This window comes from Paraburkholderia tagetis (genome assembly GCF_022213065.1).
GTDB classification, from domain to species: domain Bacteria; phylum Pseudomonadota; class Gammaproteobacteria; order Burkholderiales; family Burkholderiaceae; genus Paraburkholderia; species Paraburkholderia tagetis.
In genome coordinates, this window is record NZ_JAKLJA010000047.1 from 1 (window position 1) to 17,329 (window position 17,329).

Here is a 17,329-nt window from a genome sequence, read left to right on the forward strand (position 1 = left end):
TGCGCATCTTCTCGGCAAAAATCGAGAATGTACGCAGGAAACCGAACTGTTAACAGAGCCACGCCCGGACGCTGTTGCGCGTAAACGTCAGCATGTCGCGGCCAGATTTATGCAACAACGCCGCGGCGCGTATCGAGCGGCTCAAACTGGCCGGACTCGATCACATTCAGTTGTCCCTGCAGGACTCCACGCGCGAACTGAACGACTTCGTGACGAGCACGCGCACATTCGCGCTCAAGCAGGATGCCGCCCGGCTCATCAAGGCGCACGGCTATCCGATGGTGCTCAACTGCGTCCTGCATCGTTACAACTTGCCGCATGTGGCGCAGATCATCGAGATGGCACTCGATCTCGGCGCCGACTACCTCGAACTCGCCAACACGCAATACTACGGCTGGGCCATGCTCAACCGCGACCAGTTGATGCCGACGGCAGAGCAACTTCTCCAGGCCGAAGAGACGGTCAATCGCTATCGCGAGATCATTGGCGGGCGCTGCAAGATCCTGTTCGTCGTGCCCGATTACTTCGAGCGGCGTCCCAAAGCCTGCATGAGTGGTTGGGGCTCGGTGTTTCTTGGCGTCGCGCCAGACGGCGCCGCACTGCCGTGCCACGCGGCGCGCTCACTGCCGGGACTCGTGCTGCCCAACGTGCGCGACATGCCGCTCAGCCAGATCTGGTACGAGAGCGACGCATTCAACACCTTTCGCGGCGACGGCTGGATGCGCGAGCCATGCCGCGACTGCGACGAGCGTCACGCCGATCATGGTGGTTGCCGCTGCCAGGCCTGGATGCTGACTGGCGACCCGGCGGCGGCCGATCCGGTATGCGAAAAGTCGGCGCATCACGGACAGGTCGTGCAGACGGTGCAGCTTGCCCGGCAGCCCAAACAGGCGGACGAGCGGCCGCTCATCTTTCGGAGCAAAGAGAATTCGCTGGCGCTTTGAACGGAGAGGGGCATGAGTTCGGTCGCCGCACAGGCGGATCATGACAGTCGTCCAATGCTTTTACGTGGCGTGGATGGCGGCACAAAAACCGCGAGGGCGACGAAGGCGACGAGAGCAGCAGGGCGCGCGTCAGTCGTCGCGGCGGTGATCGCGCTGCACGTTCTGGCGCTTGCGATGCTGGCGCGCGACATCCCGCGGCGCAACGAGGCGATCGACGTGAGGGTCCTGAACGCAGTGCTCGTTTCGCAGCCGGCAGCGAGCGATCGGGCAGCCAGGCCCGCGCCTGCGCGGCGGGCGCTGCGTGATGCGATGCGCACTGCGCCATTCCCGCACGAAATCCGCCCGCCGGTACGCGAACGCGTGTCGCACCCCGCAAAGTTCACGTCGCCAATAACGTCTCCCGCCGCAGTGGAGCCTTTTCATCGCGAGCCCATTCATTCTGCAGTGCAAACAAAACAGCAAACCGCGCGTGCAGATACGCAAGCCGATCAGCCTGCAACGGCCACGCCCCAAGTCGCGTCAGCCGCGGTGCCGTCCATGGCGGCGTCCCCCACACCACCGATGACGCCGCCAGTTGCGACGCCTCGCCGTGTCGCCCGCCTCGACTGCGCGCTGGTGAAGCCCGACTACCCACCACAATCCCTGCGGCGAGGCCAGGCGGGCACCGTCGTCGTCGAGCTCGATACCGATGTCGCTGGCCGCGTGAGCGCCGCACGCATTGTCACGAGCAGCGGCTATGAGCATCTCGACGAAGTGGCGCGTGCCGCAGTGCTTGCGAGCCATTGCCGGCCCTACGCGGAAGACGGCAGAGCGCTGCCGGCGCGTGCCGACGTGCCGGTGACGTTCAATCTTGATGAATGAAACGGAGTGCATCATGCCGACGTATGGATTTACCCATCTGTGGACGCAGGGCGATGCAATGACACGCGTCGTTGCACTGCTGCTGATTGCGATGTCGATCGTCTCGTGGTCGGTGATCTTGTTGAAGGCCATCGAGCTTGGCCGCATCCACAGCCGCGCAAAGCGCGGACAAACGCGCTTCTGGGACGAGGGCGGCAGTCACGACGGGCTTGACGCGCTCGGCCGTCCCGGTACGCCGTTCTTCGACCTTGCGAGCGCCGGGCAGGTGGCAATGACCAGCCTGGAGGCCGGCGCCGATCGCCATCTGGGGCGCATCGCCATCGACGAATGGCTGCTGCGCAGCCTGCGCACCTCGGTCGACGATACTGCGCGGCGGCTGCAGCGTGGCCTCGGCCTGCTCGCTTCGATCGGCAGCACGGCGCCGTTCGTCGGGCTGCTCGGCACCGTCTGGGGCATTTACCATGCGCTGCTGTCACTCGGCGCGAATGGCGACGCCAGCATCGGGCGCGTCGCCGGGCCGGTCGGGGAGGCACTCATCATGACCGCGCTCGGACTGTGCGTCGCGATTCCCGCAGTGCTCGGCTACAACGCGCTCGCACGCCTGTCTCGAGGCATCGTCGCGCAGCTCAATCGCTTCGCCAGCGGGTTGCATATGTTGCTGCTGACCGGATGTGTGCCACAAGCGCCAGTGAACGTGAAGGAGCGTGTATGAACACTCGTCTGGATCCGCTCGACGACGATACGCTCACCGCCGACATCAACATGACACCGCTGATCGACGTGATGCTCGTACTGCTCGTCGTATTCATGGTGACGCTGCCGGTACTCCATCACGCAGCGAAGCTCGCGCTACCGCAGGCGAGCAGTCAGCGCGAGATGCCACACGCGCCGCGCGTGAATATCGTCATTGATGCGAGCGGACGCATGAGTTGGGATGCGCGGCCGCTTCAGGAGAGCGAGTTGCGAATGAGGATCGCCAGTGCCGCGGCTCAATCGCCGCAGCCAGAGCTGCAACTGTATGCCGATCGCGCGGTGCCGTATGGGCGCGTCGCCGAGTTGCTGGCCGCTGCGAGCAGGAGCGGGCTCACGAAAATCGCCTTTGTGACCGAGCCTCTTCCGAAGTGAGAAGCAGGTGCTACTAAACACGACGACATAAATATTGCAGCATAGTATGCTCGCATGGTTACTCTCTTTTTGTGGAGCATCCATGCGCAAGCTTGAAATAGCAGATGCGGAGATCATGCAACTCGCGATTCGACAGGAAATTGAGCGGAGCGAGGAATCACGGTATGACCACCGCCTGCATGGGGTGCTACTGGTTAGCTGCGGCTACTCTTGCACCGAGGTGGGCCAACTGCTCGGACAGGCCGCGACGACAGTGCAGCGATGGGTTGGTCGTTTCGAAAGGGACGGTTTTGACGGATTGCGCGAAGGCGACCGGCCTGGGCGTCCGCGTGCACTGGATGAATCGCAATGGCATCGCGTGGAGGCTGATTTGCGCAAGACACCACGCGAGTTCGGATTCGAGGCAGGTCTGTGGGATGGATCCCTACTGTCGGAGCATTTGCGCAAGAACTATGGCGTCAGGCTCGGCGTGCGCCAGTGCCAGCGGCTGTTTGGCCAGATGGGTTTCCGGCTGCGCAAACCGCGTCCACAGGTCGCCCAGTCTGATCCCGCTCGCGTAGCGGCAGTAAAAAAAACTCCGGCGCCTGGCAAAGCGCGAGGACATTGAGCTATGGAGTCTGGATGAATGTCATTTCCAGCAGCACGGATCGCGCTGTCGCATGTGGGTAGCCCCGGAAGTACGCGATCCAGTATTGATGCATGCCCCCACGCGCAAATCGGTAGCGTGCTTTGGTGCCGTCAGCCTCAGCACTGGTCGCTTCGTCTGGCAGGTTTGCCCTGTGTTCAACGCAGAAACCTTCATGTCATTTCTGCAACGACTGCTGCGCCACCGACGAAGCGGCAAGCGGATCGTGGCTGTGCTGGACAATGCCAAGTACCACCATGCCATCCTGCTTAAGCCGCTGCTGCAAAAGTACCGACGGCATCTGACGTTGCTGTTCCTGCCGCCCTATAGTCCGCAACTGGCGCCTATCGAGCGTGTCTGGAAACTGACACGGCGTCTGGCAATGCACAACCGCTACTTTGCCACGCTCGTCGAAGTGCTCGCGGCCGTCGAGGCTTGTTTCCGACATTGGATCAGGCCAAACGAGGTTCTACGCAGATTATGCTGCATTATTTAAGACGCTGTGTTTAATTCGACGAGCGTTCGCATGGTGTGAGACCAAACCAGGGCATCAACTGCCGCAGTGGTCGATGCGTGAGAAGCCGCCAAGCTTGCCGGCGGCGGTGATGATAGTGAACTAAACGCCACGCGAGGGCTCTTCCGCCGGCATCTTCGCGCGCTCGAGTCTTGCCACGCACCAAGTCAGCGTGAAAGCGCGATGCCTCTTGGATTAGATGGTCGTAAACAACTAGCGAACAGAGCGTTACTTCGTACGACACAATTGTTCAACTTGACCCGGACTATGCCGTCAATGCCACGTAGGAGCTTTTTTGTCTAGCGATAGCGGCTGGAGACGCATAGATAGAGCGGTTTCGTCGTCGGAAAACAGTCTATGGAGAATTGTGTAGAACGAGCCGTACGAAGAGGGCCGCTACCCACATTCTCGGGTTGACATAATACAATTGATCATATTTTTATATGTAGGAAGGCTAAGCATATGCTGTTGACGAAAAGGGGCCGTCGCACAGCAGGAACCGAGCACGGGCGGGCCGTTGCATGTCCCGCCCATCAGCTCAGCTTCGGCCAATTCACTGGAGCACTTTGCCGGTACCGCCGCACACGGGGCAGCGCCGCCCTTCCACGATGCCTGTGCCGTGGCATGGATGTAGTTGAAGACCTTGTGCAGGCCAGCGTGGGGGGAGGGCCGCGGCGGCCACGGCCCAGAGACTGGCAAGTCAAACTGCTCGGCACTTGCCAGCATGGGTTTCCGGCCAATTGCTGCATCCAGAAATCTGGATATAACCGATCGGGCGTCACCAACCAGAAATCCCCTCCTGGCGCGGCGCGCAGACGAATGCGGCGACCCTGGAAAACGAGCAACCAGTTGATCCGAGGTCGCCCCGCGATCTTTGTGCGAACAGTACGCGCGTCAGGCCTCGCAGACAATTGCCGATAGTATCAGCGGTATGACCTGTTGAATTTCTGCATGACCGCCAGCTTTTCGCACGAGTGCTTCGACAGAATCGGTCGAACCGAATACCACCGCTCCGTAGACTGGACCCGAGGAAGTCTTGCCATTTCCGGGTTTGAAGAATGGGTCACCCGGCTGGTATCCAAACACTGCGCGAACGCGCAATCCGTAAGCAGTGAGATCCGTCGTATGACTGGGACGAAACGCATTGACCGAGTCTGCCTCGACGCGAATCGGGGTGGGGTCAATCGACTGATCATTGATGAGGTTGGCAATGAACGAGTGTGCACTGGATTTGCAGGCGAACTGTTCGTCGAGCGTGCGCCCGAACGCCGACGTTGCGCAAATTCCGCCACTCATTACGACTGCGGAAATCAGAGGGACCAGAAGGAGCTTTTTCATGGCATGACCGTGGATTGCACTCGGCTCAATATCGTTGCCTGGCGACACGCATAAGTTACACGTGTATTCGCGAAACGATGTGGATGCGGGCGCAGGGGATATTGCATTTCTTTTCTGGAAACAATTCGAACGTGCTGACTGCCTATGCGCATGGATGGCTACTACAACGCAACCTGCATGATGTCGAGCGCGGCACAAGGCGACGTGCGTTCTAGTGAACGGCGCAGATCGTCAGGCAACTCCGATGTCTCGGCTGCCGTAAATCCGATCTGCTCAAAATAGCGTTCGGCGCCTGTGGAGTGGACGACCAGTGACTCGATCCCGCGCTCGCGCGCATCGGCGACGAGCAGCGAAAGGATGAAGTCGCCGAGCCCCGCGAACCGCGCGCGTCGTGCGACGGCGAGGCATCGAAGTAGCCCGACCTTGCCATATTGCTCCAGGCCGGCGCATCCAATGATGCCGCCACTGTCCCTGGACACCAGATAGCGATTGATGTGTTCGCGGACGCCCTCGACCGGCAATTGGCACGTACGCAGCAGGTCCTCGACCTCGGGGACGTCATTCGTAGTTGCATAGCGGGGACGCATCACACCATCTCGACAAGCAAAACACTGGTGTCGATCCTATATCGCCGCGGTCGTTCGTGCGCCTGGGGATACTTCGTAAGGGGGGGCCACAGGGATCTGCCGGCTACAGCGGCTCATGCGGCCGGGTTCTGGCGGAACGCGATGAACGACGAATGCAGCCTGATGCGACGGTGCGTGCATGTCGTGGAGGAACTTGTTCGAACGGCAGCAGAGGGTCTACCAGAGTCAGCTTCCGGATTGAAGCCGGGCATGGTCGGCATGCTTGAAGGCGAGATACAGGCCCTCGAAAAACTACTGAAGATTGCCAGCGGCGACCCTGAGCAAAGCTGAAAGTTCGCGGACTTTTTGCTTGCCTGATGGAACGCGGGCAAGTGCGGCGGCTACGGCTTGACGACCGCATGGCGCATCAATGACGAGATCGCGGAGGCCATGACCACCGTGTTCCGGCTGGCGTCGCGAGCGCACCGCTATCCCAACACGCTGGGTTACGGCGAGCAGTTCGGGGCGCTGGTGCGCGATTGGCATCCGGAACTCGTGCCGGACGACTAGATCGGCTCCGGTCGGCGGGCTAGTCCCGGCAACTCGCGCAAGCTCATTGAGTCGCTCGGGATCCAACGTCGGGCCGGCCCCTCGCTCGGCGAGCGTGATTTTATATAAAATAAATGATCAGATTTTTTATTTGTAATCCTTTGTAAATGGACTGCCGGATGATGCTCGGATTGGAAGTAGTCCGGTTGGGGGGAGATGCAGAATCGAGAGCAGGGTACTCTTTATCTGGCTTCTGACCGAAAGAGCAAAACGCACGCGAAGCTGATCGTCTGATAGCAGCCTGGGTAGGCAATTGGCCGCCAGGCATGCGCGGTGTTGCTGGCCGGAAGCGGATCTTTGAGGTCGTGCTGTCCGCGTGTTTCGCAACTTGCTGCACTTTCTTCGACGCTACGGATCCCGTCGCTGTACTGAGCATGGGAGGCGCCTTCTGCGTGGATAGGGGTTTTGCCAGCGTGAGGTGCTGGCCGATGGCCCCGACTAGAAGTCGGGCGTCAGAAAAAGAAGGAGAGGCCCGGACAGGCCTCCCCGGAAACGCGCCTGCGCGGTGCGCAGTGCGTGGAGAAAAAACCTTCAGGAGAGCGGTACGCTAAAGGGACGAGGACGATGATTTCCGAACTGCACTTCGTGTGATCGCGCGGCGCACTGCAGGTATGACCTCGGTAGCGAACAGCTCGATCGATTGCCGGACCTTGTCGAATGGCAGTCCGCCGATATCCATCTGGGCCATGTAGCGCTGGTGCCCGAATAGCTCGTATTCGAAGAGAATCTTGTCGACGATCTCATTGACGCTACCGACGAACAGCGCGCCACGAGGCGAAGCCAGGGATTCGAAGTCTCGACGCGACATTTCAGGGTGGCCCTGCGGCAGGTTGTTCGCGATGTAGCGGCGGTAGTGGGGAAAGAAGTCGTCGCGCGCCCGGGCGCCATCTCGCTGCACGTGGAAATGGCCGGAAATGGCCACGTGCAGATGCCCGGCCGGATGCCCCGCGGCGAGGCCGGTCTGGCGATACAGGTCGATGAAGGGCACGAACTGCTCCGGCGATCCACTGATGTTGGCGAGGTTCAGCGGCAGACCGGCACGGCCGGCGCGAATGGCACTCGACGGCGTGCCGCCCGCGGCCAGCCAGACCGGAAGACGCCCGCGCACCGGCCTCGGCATGATCGCGGCGTCGGTGAGGCCCGCGCGATGGCGTCCCGACCACGTGACGCGCGCTTGCTCGTTGATTGCCGTGAGCAACGCAAGCTTCTCCTCGAACAGCGATTCGTAGTCCGCAAGCGCATAGCCGAAAAGCGGAAACGATTCGACGTATGCGCCTCGCCCGACGAGCAGCTCCGCACGTCCGCCCGAGATCAGGTCGAGCGTCGAGAACTGCTGATAGAGGCGAACGGGATCCTCGGAGCTGAGGATGCTGACCGCGCTCGTCAACCGCAGGCGACGGGTCACGGCGGCAATCGCGCCCAATACGACGGGCGGCGAGGAAACGGCGAAGTCCGCGCGGTGGTGCTCGCCGACGCCGAAGACGTCGATGCCGGCCTCATCGGCGACTCTCGCGGCCGAGACGATGGCTTCGATGCGTCGTTGCGCTCCGGTGGCGCCGGACGCCCCGGTCGCGAGATCGCCGAACGTGTAAAGGCCGAATTCCATGGCATCAGTCCCGGGCAAGGCGCGTCATGCGTCAGGCGTTGCGCAGCGTCGGCTTGAGCGCGAACGCGCCGTCACCGAGCAGCGCCAGGACAGCTGCAGCGACCGCGAGGAACACCGGGTACTCCCAGCCGCCGTTCGCGCTGGTGAACATCCATCCGTTGCCGAAGTGGACCGTCGAGGCCATGAACAGCTCGATCGCGGCAAGCGCGGCAATGGCCCGCGCATACAAGCCCGTCAGCAACAGCACGCCGCCAACGATCTCGAACGCGATGATGGGCCAGGCGAGCCAGCCGGCAAAGCCGACGGATGCGAAGAATTTCGCGGTGCCGGCGGGCGTGAAGACGAGCAGCTTGGTCAGGCCGTGCGCGACGAACATGAGGCCGAGCGCGAGGCGCAGGAGGAGAGCGGCATACGGGGCGGTGCGGGTATCGGTCATGATGGGCTCCGGTTGGGTGAGTCGAGAGTGATCTGCTGGTGGATCCAGCGCGAGAAGTCAGCCACGATGTCGGCGCTGAGCGTATGGCCGACGGGGTACAGGCGCGTGTCGTGCTCGACGCCGAGGCGGGTGAGCCAGCCATCGGCATGTTCGGCGAAGCTCACGGGCAGCTTGTCGTCATACTGGCCGTGCGCGATGAAAGCCGAGACCGGCGCGAGCCGGTCCGGGGACGCGAGATGCGGCTCGATCTCGGGCAGAATGCGGCCGCTCAGGATCGCGAAGCGCGGCACGTCTTCGGGCGCGGACAACGCGACGCTCGCGCTGAGGATGCCGCCCTGGCTGAAGCCGGCCATCACGGCAGGCCGGGCCACGGGGGCGTCGGCGCGCGCCAGCGAGCGCACCAGTTCGCGCAGACGCGTGCGGCTCTCGTCGGCCTGCCCGGCGTTGATGACGGGACCTTGTGCGCTGAAGCGGACATGGAACCAGGCGTGCTGTCCCGGGCCGAGCGTGAGCGGTCCGCGCACGAAGACGAGTTCGAGGCGAGAGTCGAGCGCTTGCGCGAGCGGCATCAGGTTCGTTTCGTTCCCGCCCACGCCGTGAAGCAGGAAAAGCCGGGCGGCCGCCTGGCCCGCCGCCGGGCGCAGGCGGAACGAGAGACCTGAGGGGATGTCGTTGTGCAGGATGTCCATGAGTCGAGGGGCTTCGATGGCGTTACTTCGCGCGCCAGGCCGGCGCGATGGCAGTGAGCTTCATGACTTGCGCCTTGCTTTCCGCGTGAGATGGGATGGGCAGATTTTATTGATCACAGTAATGGAGATAAACTTGGGTACTGTGGATTGATAATCCCGACAAGCGAGACAATAGATGGACCGAAGTCAGGAAATGGCTGTATTCGTCGCAGTCGTCGACGCGGGCAGCTTCGTCGGCGCCATCGATACGTTACGGATGTCGAAGGCGGCCGTGTCGCGCTATGTCGAATCGCTTGAGCAGCGCATCGGGGTGCGACTCCTGCACCGGACGACGCGCCGTCTGTCATTGACGGAAGAGGGGCGCCTGTTCTACCAGCGGGCGCGCGAAATTCTCGAGGCGATGGACAATGCGGAAGCCGAGGTGAGCTCGCGCACGCAGGTGCCTGGCGGGCTGGTGCGGGTCAACGTCCCGCTCAGCTTCGGCGTGTCGCATCTTGCCCCGCTATGGGGCGACTTCATGGCCGCCTGGCCGCAGATCGACCTCGACATCACGCTGAACGACCGCGTCGTCGATCTCGTCGACGAAGGCTACGACCTGGCCGTGAGGATCAGTACGCTGCCGGATTCGTCGATGGTGTGTCGCAAGCTGGCCTCGACCGCGATGGTTGTGTGCGCCTCGCCCGGCTATCTCGCGCGCCACGAAGCGCCGCGCCATCCGCGCGATCTGGCCGCACACCGTGTGCTTGCCTACACGCATTTGTCCGGCCGCGACGAGTGGCACTTTCATGGGCCGGACGGCAAGGTGCTGGTGCGCACGGAAGCCCGTGTGTATTCGAACAACGGCGACACGTGCCGCGCCATCGCGCTGCGCGATGGTGGCGTCATCCTGCAGCCGGACTTCATGATTGGCGAGGACGTGAAGGCCGGACGGCTGATCCGGTTGATGCCGGAATATCGTTCAATCGAACTCGGAATCTACGCAGTCTATCCAAGCCGGAAGCAGTTGCCGCTAAAAGTGCGTTGCCTGATCGACTTCCTGTCAGACGCGTTTCGCGTACCGCCCTGGGACCTTCGCCCGGAAGCGTGAGGCGTATCTGACATGATTCAAGTTTTGCGTGGCTCCGCAAAACGGGAGGTCGGCAAGCAGGAGGCAGGCTCTTCGACAAGCCTGACTGGGCTGGCGAGCGCCATTCGCTGTCAGGCATAGCCGGCGCGCTCCAGCAGAAACCCACAGAGCAACTGCGTGTTCGGCGTCAAGGAATGATGACACTGGGCGCCCGGCCGCCGCCTGGTACGCGCAGAAGGCCCATATCCGGTCGCGGATCCGGCGTCCGCCCCGGTTGATTTCCTTGAGCGCGTGGAATATTCGTAAAATCTAAAATAAACTTGCAAATTAGCAGAAAAATCCAAACATCATTATCGTCCCGGTGTCTCGCTCCGGGCGTGAGGCACCGTGCGTTGATGCACAAGGCACCTTGAGGTGTTGCCAGTCAGTGATACGCCCCTAATTTAATTGCTTCAGCCATTGTCCCCAGCCCGACCAGGTGTCGTTAAAAAATCTGATAAACTAAAGACTTTCCCGGTTAATTCCGAAGAAAACCACGCGGCCGGAGGGTCCATGGCTAGCAAGACGCTTCAGCGCCTCATGGAGGAGGCGCCACGCGGGCAACCGCTCGACACGGAAATGCTCGGAGATATGGGCGTCAGCCCGGCTCTGGCGACCTATATGGTCAAGTCCGGCTGGCTGCAGCGGCTGTCCAAGGGCGCCTACCTGCTCAAGGGCGACAGCCCCAGCCGCGACGGCATCATCGCGTACCTCAGCCGGAGGGTGCCGGGTCTTCACGTCGGGGGCAAGACGGCACTCGACTGGCAAGGCGTGCGTCACAACATCGCCTTCCGCGCGAAAGTCGTCCTCTGGGCGCAGAAGCCGTACGAGATCCCGTCGTGGGTTGAGCAGCACATGCGCTACTCGTTCCAGACGACCAACATCTTCGACAACGAGCTGCCTTGCGACACGGGACTCAAGCCCCTGCCGGGCGGCAATCCGCACGTGCTCGTTTCCGTTCCGGAACGCGCGCTGCTCGAACTCGCCAGTGACATCGGCAAAGGGCAATCGCTGGAGGAAGCGATCAACCTGATGCCTTCGCTGAGAAATATCCGGCCGGCCGTACTCGGGCAGTTCATGACGCACTGCAAGCGCGTCAAGGTCGTCCGTCTGGTTCGGGACCTGGGCAAGAGCAGCGACTATCCCTGGGGCGAGGACCTGCAGCGCTACGTCGAGCGGCTGGGCTCCGGGACGCGGTGGTCTAACGTGAACAAGGACGGTGAACGCCTTACCCTGAATCCAAAATGAACGACATCTATCTCGACACGGTCCGCCTGCTCCTGTCGATCGCGCCCGACGTCTTCGACACACCGAACTTTGCGATGAAGGGCGGTACCGCGATCAACCTGTTCCTGCAGAACCTGCCCCGGCTGTCGGTGGACATCGATGTTGTCTACACCGATCACGTGCCGGATCGGGACGAAGCGCTCAAGCACATCGGGGAGGAGCTCGCACGCGCGAAGGCCGCCATCGAAAGACAGGGCTTCAACGCGAAGTACAGCCAGGCTGCGGCAAACGGCAAGCAAAAGGGCAGTGATGTAAAGCTGACCGTTTTTTCCGATGAGACATCGGTGAAGGTTGAAGTCAACTATGTCTTTCGCGGCACGCTGCTGAGGCCGCAGTCGCGCCAGCTTGTTCCGGCTGCACGCGAGAAGTTCAATGTCGACCTGGCGTTGCCGACCCTGCACGAGGCGGAGCTGTACGGAAGCAAGCTGGTCGCCGCGATGGACCGGCAGCATCCACGAGACATCTTTGATGTGATGCACATGTATGAGACGTTCGGTCTTCGAGATGACTTCGTCGATGCCTTTGTCGGCTACCTGGCTGGTCACGACAGGCCTGTTCACGAGTTGCTTGGCGCAAGACCGAAGTCGCTGGAGTCGGCGCATGACGCGGAGTTCGCCGGCATGACGCTTGAGGAGGTCTCTGTCGATACGCTCCATACGATTCAGGCACGACTCCATCACGAGCTTCCCCGGGCGCTCTCGCAACGGCATCGCGAGTTTCTCCTTTCGCTCGTGCGGCTGGCCCCCGACTGGGGCCTCATGCCATACGCGCACCTGAAGGACATGCCGGCCATCCGGTGGAAGCTCCAGAATCTTGAGAAGCTCGAGAACAGGAATTCCGGGAAATTTGAGGCCCAGGAACGGTTGCTGAGGGGGTGCTTCGATGACCTGGGCGCGGTTGATGACGCCATCCAGGCGGGGCAAGGAACGAAAACGCGCTAACGGGTACTCGATGTACCCGGTTCAGATTCCAGGGCATTGGCGCGGGAACATCAAGGAACCTGCGCCTGGCAAAGCCGCCTGACCAGTCAAGACGCGCCAGACGAGACTCGATGATGCCGCAACCGGGCTCGATATTCGACGCGAACGAAAGCCTGTGCTGCACCGTGTTCCGACATAATAAGTACTACATATAGAACCTTGTAGCGGTTACACGGTAACGTCCGCCGAGCTAGGTGGCAAGAGCGAGTCTTCGGATCGCATGCCTTGCGACTCGTGCGGACTCAATCGGCGTGTCGTCCCGATTCGGTCGCAGAGTGTGAGAGATGGGGGTGCCGTAGCGCGGAGGCTGGTGCGAACACAGAGAGGCGGTCTGGTAGAGAGGGGGAGTGAACCGGCAAACAGATCGATCGAGCGCAAAGCCTACTTAGAAAACTTATCATAATAGCTCTGTTGTGCGCCACGTTTTGGGGTAACACTCGCGCTCGCGCAGGTTATAACCACTGCGTATCTCGGCATCGCGTGTCGCACGGTTGCTGCCTTTGCACCCATATCCGTACTCCGCAATCCCACGCCACGATCATTTCTGGTCACCCGGCTGTCCATTGCATTTAACCTAATTGACACCCGAGGCGAAACTCGCAAGTCGAACGTGCGCCGGCGCGTCGCCAAGCGCGAACTGTTCTAGCGATCCATCTCGGCGAGCGAATTCAAGACGCTGTTCTGGAGTCTTCGCACCCTGGGCGGCCACCTCAGGAACAGTGAACAGACGATGTTTGTCTACTCCTTGAATAAGGGGCAAGCACGTGAAGGGATTCCACGTCTAGTTCGATTGATGGCAACGCGGCGCCAAGGGCGCGGCAGCCACGCAGCGTCGGGTCGCCCAGGCACGGCAGGGTGGCGCGTCGCGCTGCGTTGCCGTTTCCCTTCCCGCCCCGCCAGATTGACGAAAAATCATCAACGTTTCCGTTGAGCGCCTGGGGCCCGGGGCTTATGTTTGATCCAACGATAATCACGCCGCCTTCAGACGCGGCGAACCGGATCAAGGAGACATAGGTGTCGAACACGCAAACACGCTCGCGCATGGCGTCTGCTGTAACGGGGCGCCAGGCTTACCGGCTCATTGGCGGTGCCGGAGAGGAGGCATACGCGGCGGGCCTCGTCAACGCACAATGGTACAAGTGCCCCGTGCCGCGCCCCACGATGAAAGCACTGATGCAGCGCGGCGACGCGCGCGCGATTCGCGACACGCTGATCTGGTACGCGGCGATCGTCGCGAGCGGCGTGCTCGCATGGTTCGCATGGCGCGCCCATTCGCTGTGGGCCATTTCCGCGTTCTTCCTGTACGGCACGCTCTACTGCAGCCCGGCCGATTCGCGCTGGCACGAGTGCGGCCACGGCACGGCGTTCAAGACGCGCTGGATGAACAGCGTGGTGTATCAGCTCGCTTCGTTCCAAGTGTTCCGCCGCCCGACCGTCACGCGCTGGTCGCACGCGCGGCACCACACCGACACGCTCGTCGTCGGCCGCGATCCCGAGATCGCCGCGCCCCGGCCAACCGACTGGATGGCACTCCTGCTCAATATCTTCGCGATCAAGCACGTGGCGGGCGAAGTGCCGAAGATCGTTTTGGCGGCGCTCGGCAACATCGGTGCGGAAGAAAAGTCCTTCGTGCCCGAGTCCGAGTGGCCGAAGGTGGTGCGCGAGGCGCGTCTGACGTTGATCGTCTATCTGGCCGTGATCGCCTCGTGTTTCGTGTTCCACTCGGTACTGCCGCTACTGTATATCGGCCTGCCGAGCCTCTACGGGGCCTGGCTCTATCTCTACTTCGGGCTGACGCAGCACGCCGGCCTGCCGGAGAACGTGCTCGATCATCGCAAGAACTGCCGTACGGTGATGATGAATCCGGCGTTTCGCTTCCTGTACTGGAACATGAACTATCACATCGAGCATCACATGTTTCCGATGGTGCCGTTCCATGCGCTGCCGCGCCTGCATGAGACCGTCAAGGCCGACATGCCGCCCTCGTATCCGAGCAGTCTGGCCGCATACGCGGAGATCATTCCCGCGCTCGTGCGCCAGACGCGCGACCCGCAATGGCATGTGACGCGGCCCGTGCCCGAGACAACCTGAGCGTACATCGTGCGTGATCCGCACGCCAACGAACATCGATATCACTGAAGGAGACACGACATGACCCAATGGATCGACGCGGCTGCGCTCGACGACATCGAAGACGAGGATGTCATGCGTTTTGACCACGCAGGCCGCACCTTCGCCATCTACCGTGTGGACGATGGCGTCTACGCGAGCGACGGACTTTGCACGCACGAACAGGTGCACCTGTGCGATGGTCTCGTGATGGGGCACACGATCGAATGCCCGAAGCACAATGGCCGCTTTGACGTGCGCGATGGACGCGCACTCTGCGCGCCCGTCTGCGACAAGCTCACGACATATCCGGCGAAGGTCGAGGCCGGACGCATCCTGATCGAGATCTGAAATCATGACTACGCAACGGGTCATGGCGATCGTCGGCGCGGGCCATGTGGGCGGGCGCGCCGCGCAGACGCTGCGCGAAACGGGCTGGCGCGGCGGCATCGCGCTGATTGGCACGGAGCGTCATCTGCCTTATGAGCGGCCGTCGCTTTCCAAAGGACTGCTCACGGGCGAGCGCGCTGCCGCGCAATGTGGCCTGCGCGAGCCCGAGGCGTGGCGCGAGGACGATATCGAGCACGTGGTGGCGACCGTGCAATCGTTCGATCCTGCTGCGCGCACGCTGCATTTGGGCGATGGCCGGACCATCGAATACGAAGCGCTGCTGCTCGCGACCGGCGGACACGTACGGCGGCTTTCGATTCCGGGTGCGAGCGAGCCGGGCGTGCAATGCCTGCGCACGCTGGACGACGCGGCGGCGATCGGCGAGCGGCTCACGCCGCGCTCGCACATAGTGGTGGTGGGGGGCGGCTTTATCGGCCTCGAAGTTACCGCTTCGGCGCGCGCGCTCGGATGCGAAGTCACTGTCGTGGAGGGCGGCCCGCGCTTGATGGGGCGTGCCGTGCCGGCCGCGATTGCGGCGAGCGCGCAGGACTTGCACGCGCGCAATGGCGTGACGATTCGCCTGAATACGGCGCCGCGCAGCTTCGAGCGACGCGACGACGGCACGCTCGCCGTGAGACTCGAAGCAGGTGAGGTCCTGAATGCGGATAGCGTGATCGTCGGCATCGGCATCGAGCCGGCAGACGAGCTCGCGCGTGTAGCGGGTCTCGAAGTCGAGCGCGGGATTGTCGTGGACGAAGCGCTTCAAACTTCGGCGCGCGGCGTTTACGCAGCGGGCGACGTCGCGGTGTTTCCGAGCCGGTTCGGCGCGCATCGCATCCGTCAGGAGACCTGGCACAACGCCGAAACCCAGGCGAGGGTGGCGGCGCGCAACATGCTCGGCGCGCGCGATGCCTACCGCGAATTGCCGTGGTTCTGGTCTGATCAGTACGACCATCAATTGCAGGTCGCTGGCGAGCCCATGTTGGGCAGCCGCTCGATCGTGCGCACGCTGGACAGCGGTGCCCAGATTCATTTTGATCAGGATGGGGAAGGGCGGCTGGTTGGTGCAAGCGGCTTTGGCCTCGCGAGCGCACTCGCGAGAGAAATGCGCCTCGCGCGGATGCTGGTCGAGCGCGGCGCACCAATAGGCGGGGCGCAGTTGGCGAACCCCGAAGTCAAGCTAAAAAGCCTGCTCTGAAAGCAGGGCAACGCGAAACATCCCGCCGCGTGAACGACGCCCGAATGGCGAGGCGCCGACGCGGCAACACGGAGACACGATGGCGCAACGACTACTGGTGTTCCAGTCGCTTTGGGCGATGGAGCGCCGACACACCGATGGCTACGAGCGCTCGCTCGAAGAGAACGTCCGCATGATCGCGCAAGCCGGCTTCGACGGCGTTAGTGCACACTGCACGAACCGCGAGGACGTGAAGCGTCTGGCCGAATTGCGGCGCGAGTACGGCCTGGCGGCCGAGGGCCAGTGTTTTCCACAGACCGTGGACGACCTCCAGCCGGTGCTCGAACTCGCGACCGAGTTCGGCCTCCATCATGTCGATCTCCAGCCCGACGTGCGGCCGCGAACCGTTCGCGAAGCGCTTGCATTGCTGGATGGCTGGCGTCGTCTTGCGGAGCAGGTGGAGATTCCGGTCTACATCGAAACGCATCGCGATCGCATGACCACGGACCTGTATTTCACGCTCGATTTGCTCGACGCGCGGCCCGATCTCAGGCTATTGGGCGACATCTCGCACTTTCTCGTCGGGCGCGAGTTCGCATGGCCCGTCTCGGACGAGAATCATGCGCTCATGCATCGCATACTCGACCATTCATGGGCGTTTCATGGACGCGTGGCGAGCCGCGAGCAGGTGCAGATCGAACTCTCGTTTGCACCGCACCGCAAGTGGGTGGATCTGTTTCTCGGCTGGTGGGGCTATGGCTTTCGCTCGTGGCGGCGCCGGGCGGGCGAAAACGATACGCTCGCGTTCACCTGCGAGCTGGGCCCGCAGCCCTACGCGATCATTGGTGCGGATGGCAACGACACCACCGACCGTTGGGCCGAATCGCTGCAGCTGCAGGCCTGGATACGCGAGCTCTGGCGCGAGATCGAAGCGCAAACGGCGCGCGATCCCGCTACGGCGTAGCGGG

Annotated in this window: 18 protein-coding genes and 2 pseudogenes; 15 read left to right on the forward strand and 5 right to left on the reverse strand. The window is 62.3% G+C overall.

Features of this window, described 5'->3' with window-relative positions; translation table 11 throughout:
- Positions 1-125: 125 nt before the first annotated feature.
- The 6 genes and pseudogenes from L5014_RS32425 to L5014_RS32450 all read left to right on the forward strand — a co-directional run.
- Positions 126-944, forward strand: a pseudogene (locus L5014_RS32425) (SPASM domain-containing protein); the annotation flags it as partial.
- A 537-nt stretch (positions 945-1,481) separates the two neighbouring features.
- Complete coding sequence (locus L5014_RS32430) at positions 1,482-1,805, forward strand: energy transducer TonB (protein WP_238467884.1); 324 nt, start codon at positions 1,482-1,484, stop codon at positions 1,803-1,805.
- A 13-nt stretch (positions 1,806-1,818) separates the two neighbouring features.
- Entirely contained in the window at positions 1,819-2,517 is a 699-nt protein-coding gene (locus L5014_RS32435; RefSeq protein WP_338019366.1) for a MotA/TolQ/ExbB proton channel family protein, read from the forward strand.
- Complete coding sequence (locus L5014_RS32440) at positions 2,514-2,930, forward strand: ExbD/TolR family protein (protein ID WP_238467885.1); 417 nt, start codon at positions 2,514-2,516, stop codon at positions 2,928-2,930. Before L5014_RS32435 ends, L5014_RS32440 begins: the two co-directional genes overlap by 4 nt.
- An 82-nt stretch (positions 2,931-3,012) precedes the next feature.
- Positions 3,013-3,537, forward strand: coding sequence for a helix-turn-helix domain-containing protein (locus tag L5014_RS32445; RefSeq protein WP_238467886.1), 525 nt, complete (start codon positions 3,013-3,015; stop codon positions 3,535-3,537).
- Between the two features lie 10 nt (positions 3,538-3,547).
- Positions 3,548-4,051: an IS630 family transposase gene (locus L5014_RS32450; protein ID WP_238467920.1), complete on the forward strand. Its 504-nt coding sequence runs from the start codon at positions 3,548-3,550 to the stop codon at positions 4,049-4,051.
- Between the two features lie 912 nt (positions 4,052-4,963).
- On the opposite strand, the gene L5014_RS32455 is transcribed toward L5014_RS32450, so the two are convergent.
- Complete coding sequence (locus L5014_RS32455; RefSeq protein ID WP_238467887.1) at positions 4,964-5,407, reverse strand: hypothetical protein; 444 nt, start codon at positions 5,405-5,407, stop codon at positions 4,964-4,966.
- A gap of 161 nt (positions 5,408-5,568) precedes the next feature.
- On the reverse strand, positions 5,569-5,994 hold the full coding sequence (locus L5014_RS32460; protein WP_238467888.1) for a GNAT family N-acetyltransferase: 426 nt from the start codon (positions 5,992-5,994) through the stop codon (positions 5,569-5,571).
- A gap of 141 nt (positions 5,995-6,135) precedes the next feature.
- Between L5014_RS32460 and L5014_RS38885 the strand changes: the two genes are divergently transcribed.
- Both L5014_RS38885 and L5014_RS38890 read left to right on the forward strand, forming a co-directional pair.
- Positions 6,136-6,324, forward strand: a complete 189-nt coding sequence (locus L5014_RS38885) for a hypothetical protein (RefSeq protein ID WP_338019367.1) — start codon at positions 6,136-6,138, stop codon at positions 6,322-6,324.
- Positions 6,325-6,363: 39 nt separating this feature from the next.
- A pseudogene (locus L5014_RS38890) lies at positions 6,364-6,543 on the forward strand (DUF7673 family protein); the annotation flags it as partial.
- Positions 6,544-7,129: 586 nt separating this feature from the next.
- Here L5014_RS38890 and L5014_RS32470 read toward each other — a convergent pair.
- From L5014_RS32470 to L5014_RS32480, 3 genes are read right to left on the reverse strand one after another with little or no spacing between them, the layout of a single operon-like run.
- Positions 7,130-8,188 (reverse strand): LLM class flavin-dependent oxidoreductase, encoded by a 1,059-nt coding sequence (locus tag L5014_RS32470; RefSeq protein ID WP_238467889.1) that lies wholly within the window; start codon positions 8,186-8,188, stop codon positions 7,130-7,132.
- Between the two features lie 31 nt (positions 8,189-8,219).
- Entirely contained in the window at positions 8,220-8,624 is a 405-nt protein-coding gene (locus tag L5014_RS32475; RefSeq protein ID WP_238467890.1) for a DoxX family protein, read from the reverse strand.
- Positions 8,621-9,313, reverse strand: a complete 693-nt coding sequence (locus tag L5014_RS32480) for an alpha/beta hydrolase (RefSeq protein ID WP_238467891.1) — start codon at positions 9,311-9,313, stop codon at positions 8,621-8,623. Before L5014_RS32480 ends, L5014_RS32475 begins: the two co-directional genes overlap by 4 nt.
- Before the next feature lie 175 nt (positions 9,314-9,488).
- Here L5014_RS32480 and L5014_RS32485 point away from each other — a divergent pair, with 175 nt between their 5' ends.
- From L5014_RS32485 to L5014_RS32515, 7 genes are all read left to right on the forward strand, one after another.
- Positions 9,489-10,400, forward strand: a complete 912-nt coding sequence (locus L5014_RS32485; RefSeq protein ID WP_238467892.1) for a LysR family transcriptional regulator — start codon at positions 9,489-9,491, stop codon at positions 10,398-10,400.
- Between the two features lie 531 nt (positions 10,401-10,931).
- Positions 10,932-11,666 carry a type IV toxin-antitoxin system AbiEi family antitoxin domain-containing protein gene (locus L5014_RS32490; protein ID WP_238467893.1) on the forward strand — a complete coding sequence of 245 codons (735 nt, stop codon included), beginning with the start codon at positions 10,932-10,934 and terminating at the stop codon, positions 11,664-11,666.
- Positions 11,663-12,646, forward strand: a complete 984-nt coding sequence (locus L5014_RS32495) for a nucleotidyl transferase AbiEii/AbiGii toxin family protein (RefSeq protein WP_238467894.1) — start codon at positions 11,663-11,665, stop codon at positions 12,644-12,646. The genes L5014_RS32490 and L5014_RS32495 overlap by 4 nt, the downstream gene beginning before the upstream one ends.
- A 1,080-nt stretch (positions 12,647-13,726) precedes the next feature.
- Positions 13,727-14,776 (forward strand): fatty acid desaturase family protein, encoded by a 1,050-nt coding sequence (locus L5014_RS32500; protein ID WP_238467921.1) that lies wholly within the window; start codon positions 13,727-13,729, stop codon positions 14,774-14,776.
- A 60-nt stretch (positions 14,777-14,836) separates the two neighbouring features.
- Complete coding sequence (locus L5014_RS32505) at positions 14,837-15,145, forward strand: MocE family 2Fe-2S type ferredoxin (protein ID WP_238467895.1); 309 nt, start codon at positions 14,837-14,839, stop codon at positions 15,143-15,145.
- Between the two features lie 4 nt (positions 15,146-15,149).
- Entirely contained in the window at positions 15,150-16,382 is a 1,233-nt protein-coding gene (locus tag L5014_RS32510) for an NAD(P)/FAD-dependent oxidoreductase (RefSeq protein ID WP_238467896.1), read from the forward strand.
- Positions 16,383-16,461: 79 nt separating this feature from the next.
- The gene (locus tag L5014_RS32515) at positions 16,462-17,325 is read left to right on the forward strand and encodes a sugar phosphate isomerase/epimerase family protein (RefSeq protein WP_238467897.1); all 864 of its coding nucleotides are present in this window, start codon (positions 16,462-16,464) and stop codon (positions 17,323-17,325) included.
- Positions 17,326-17,329 lie beyond the last annotated feature (4 nt).

Excerpts from the sequence above, each read along its gene's own strand:
- L5014_RS32430 (WP_238467884.1), top strand. The coding sequence starts at position 1,482 with ATGGCGGCGTCCCCCACACCACCGATGACGCCGCCAGTTGCGACGCCT.
- L5014_RS32435 (WP_338019366.1), top strand. The coding sequence starts at position 1,819 with ATGCCGACGTATGGATTTACCCATCTGTGGACGCAGGGCGATGCAATG.
- L5014_RS32440 (WP_238467885.1), top strand. The coding sequence starts at position 2,514 with ATGAACACTCGTCTGGATCCGCTCGACGACGATACGCTCACCGCCGAC.
- L5014_RS32445 (WP_238467886.1), top strand. The coding sequence starts at position 3,013 with ATGCGCAAGCTTGAAATAGCAGATGCGGAGATCATGCAACTCGCGATT.
- L5014_RS32455 (WP_238467887.1), bottom strand. The coding sequence starts at position 5,407 with ATGAAAAAGCTCCTTCTGGTCCCTCTGATTTCCGCAGTCGTAATGAGT.
- L5014_RS32460 (WP_238467888.1), bottom strand. The coding sequence starts at position 5,994 with ATGCGTCCCCGCTATGCAACTACGAATGACGTCCCCGAGGTCGAGGAC.
- L5014_RS38885 (WP_338019367.1), top strand. The coding sequence starts at position 6,136 with ATGAACGACGAATGCAGCCTGATGCGACGGTGCGTGCATGTCGTGGAG.
- L5014_RS32470 (WP_238467889.1), bottom strand. The coding sequence starts at position 8,188 with ATGGAATTCGGCCTTTACACGTTCGGCGATCTCGCGACCGGGGCGTCC.
- L5014_RS32475 (WP_238467890.1), bottom strand. The coding sequence starts at position 8,624 with ATGACCGATACCCGCACCGCCCCGTATGCCGCTCTCCTCCTGCGCCTC.
- L5014_RS32480 (WP_238467891.1), bottom strand. The coding sequence starts at position 9,313 with ATGGACATCCTGCACAACGACATCCCCTCAGGTCTCTCGTTCCGCCTG.
- L5014_RS32485 (WP_238467892.1), top strand. The coding sequence starts at position 9,489 with ATGGACCGAAGTCAGGAAATGGCTGTATTCGTCGCAGTCGTCGACGCG.
- L5014_RS32490 (WP_238467893.1), top strand. The coding sequence starts at position 10,932 with ATGGCTAGCAAGACGCTTCAGCGCCTCATGGAGGAGGCGCCACGCGGG.
- L5014_RS32495 (WP_238467894.1), top strand. The coding sequence starts at position 11,663 with ATGAACGACATCTATCTCGACACGGTCCGCCTGCTCCTGTCGATCGCG.
- L5014_RS32500 (WP_238467921.1), top strand. The coding sequence starts at position 13,727 with ATGGCGTCTGCTGTAACGGGGCGCCAGGCTTACCGGCTCATTGGCGGT.
- L5014_RS32505 (WP_238467895.1), top strand. The coding sequence starts at position 14,837 with ATGACCCAATGGATCGACGCGGCTGCGCTCGACGACATCGAAGACGAG.
- L5014_RS32510 (WP_238467896.1), top strand. The coding sequence starts at position 15,150 with ATGACTACGCAACGGGTCATGGCGATCGTCGGCGCGGGCCATGTGGGC.
- L5014_RS32515 (WP_238467897.1), top strand. The coding sequence starts at position 16,462 with ATGGCGCAACGACTACTGGTGTTCCAGTCGCTTTGGGCGATGGAGCGC.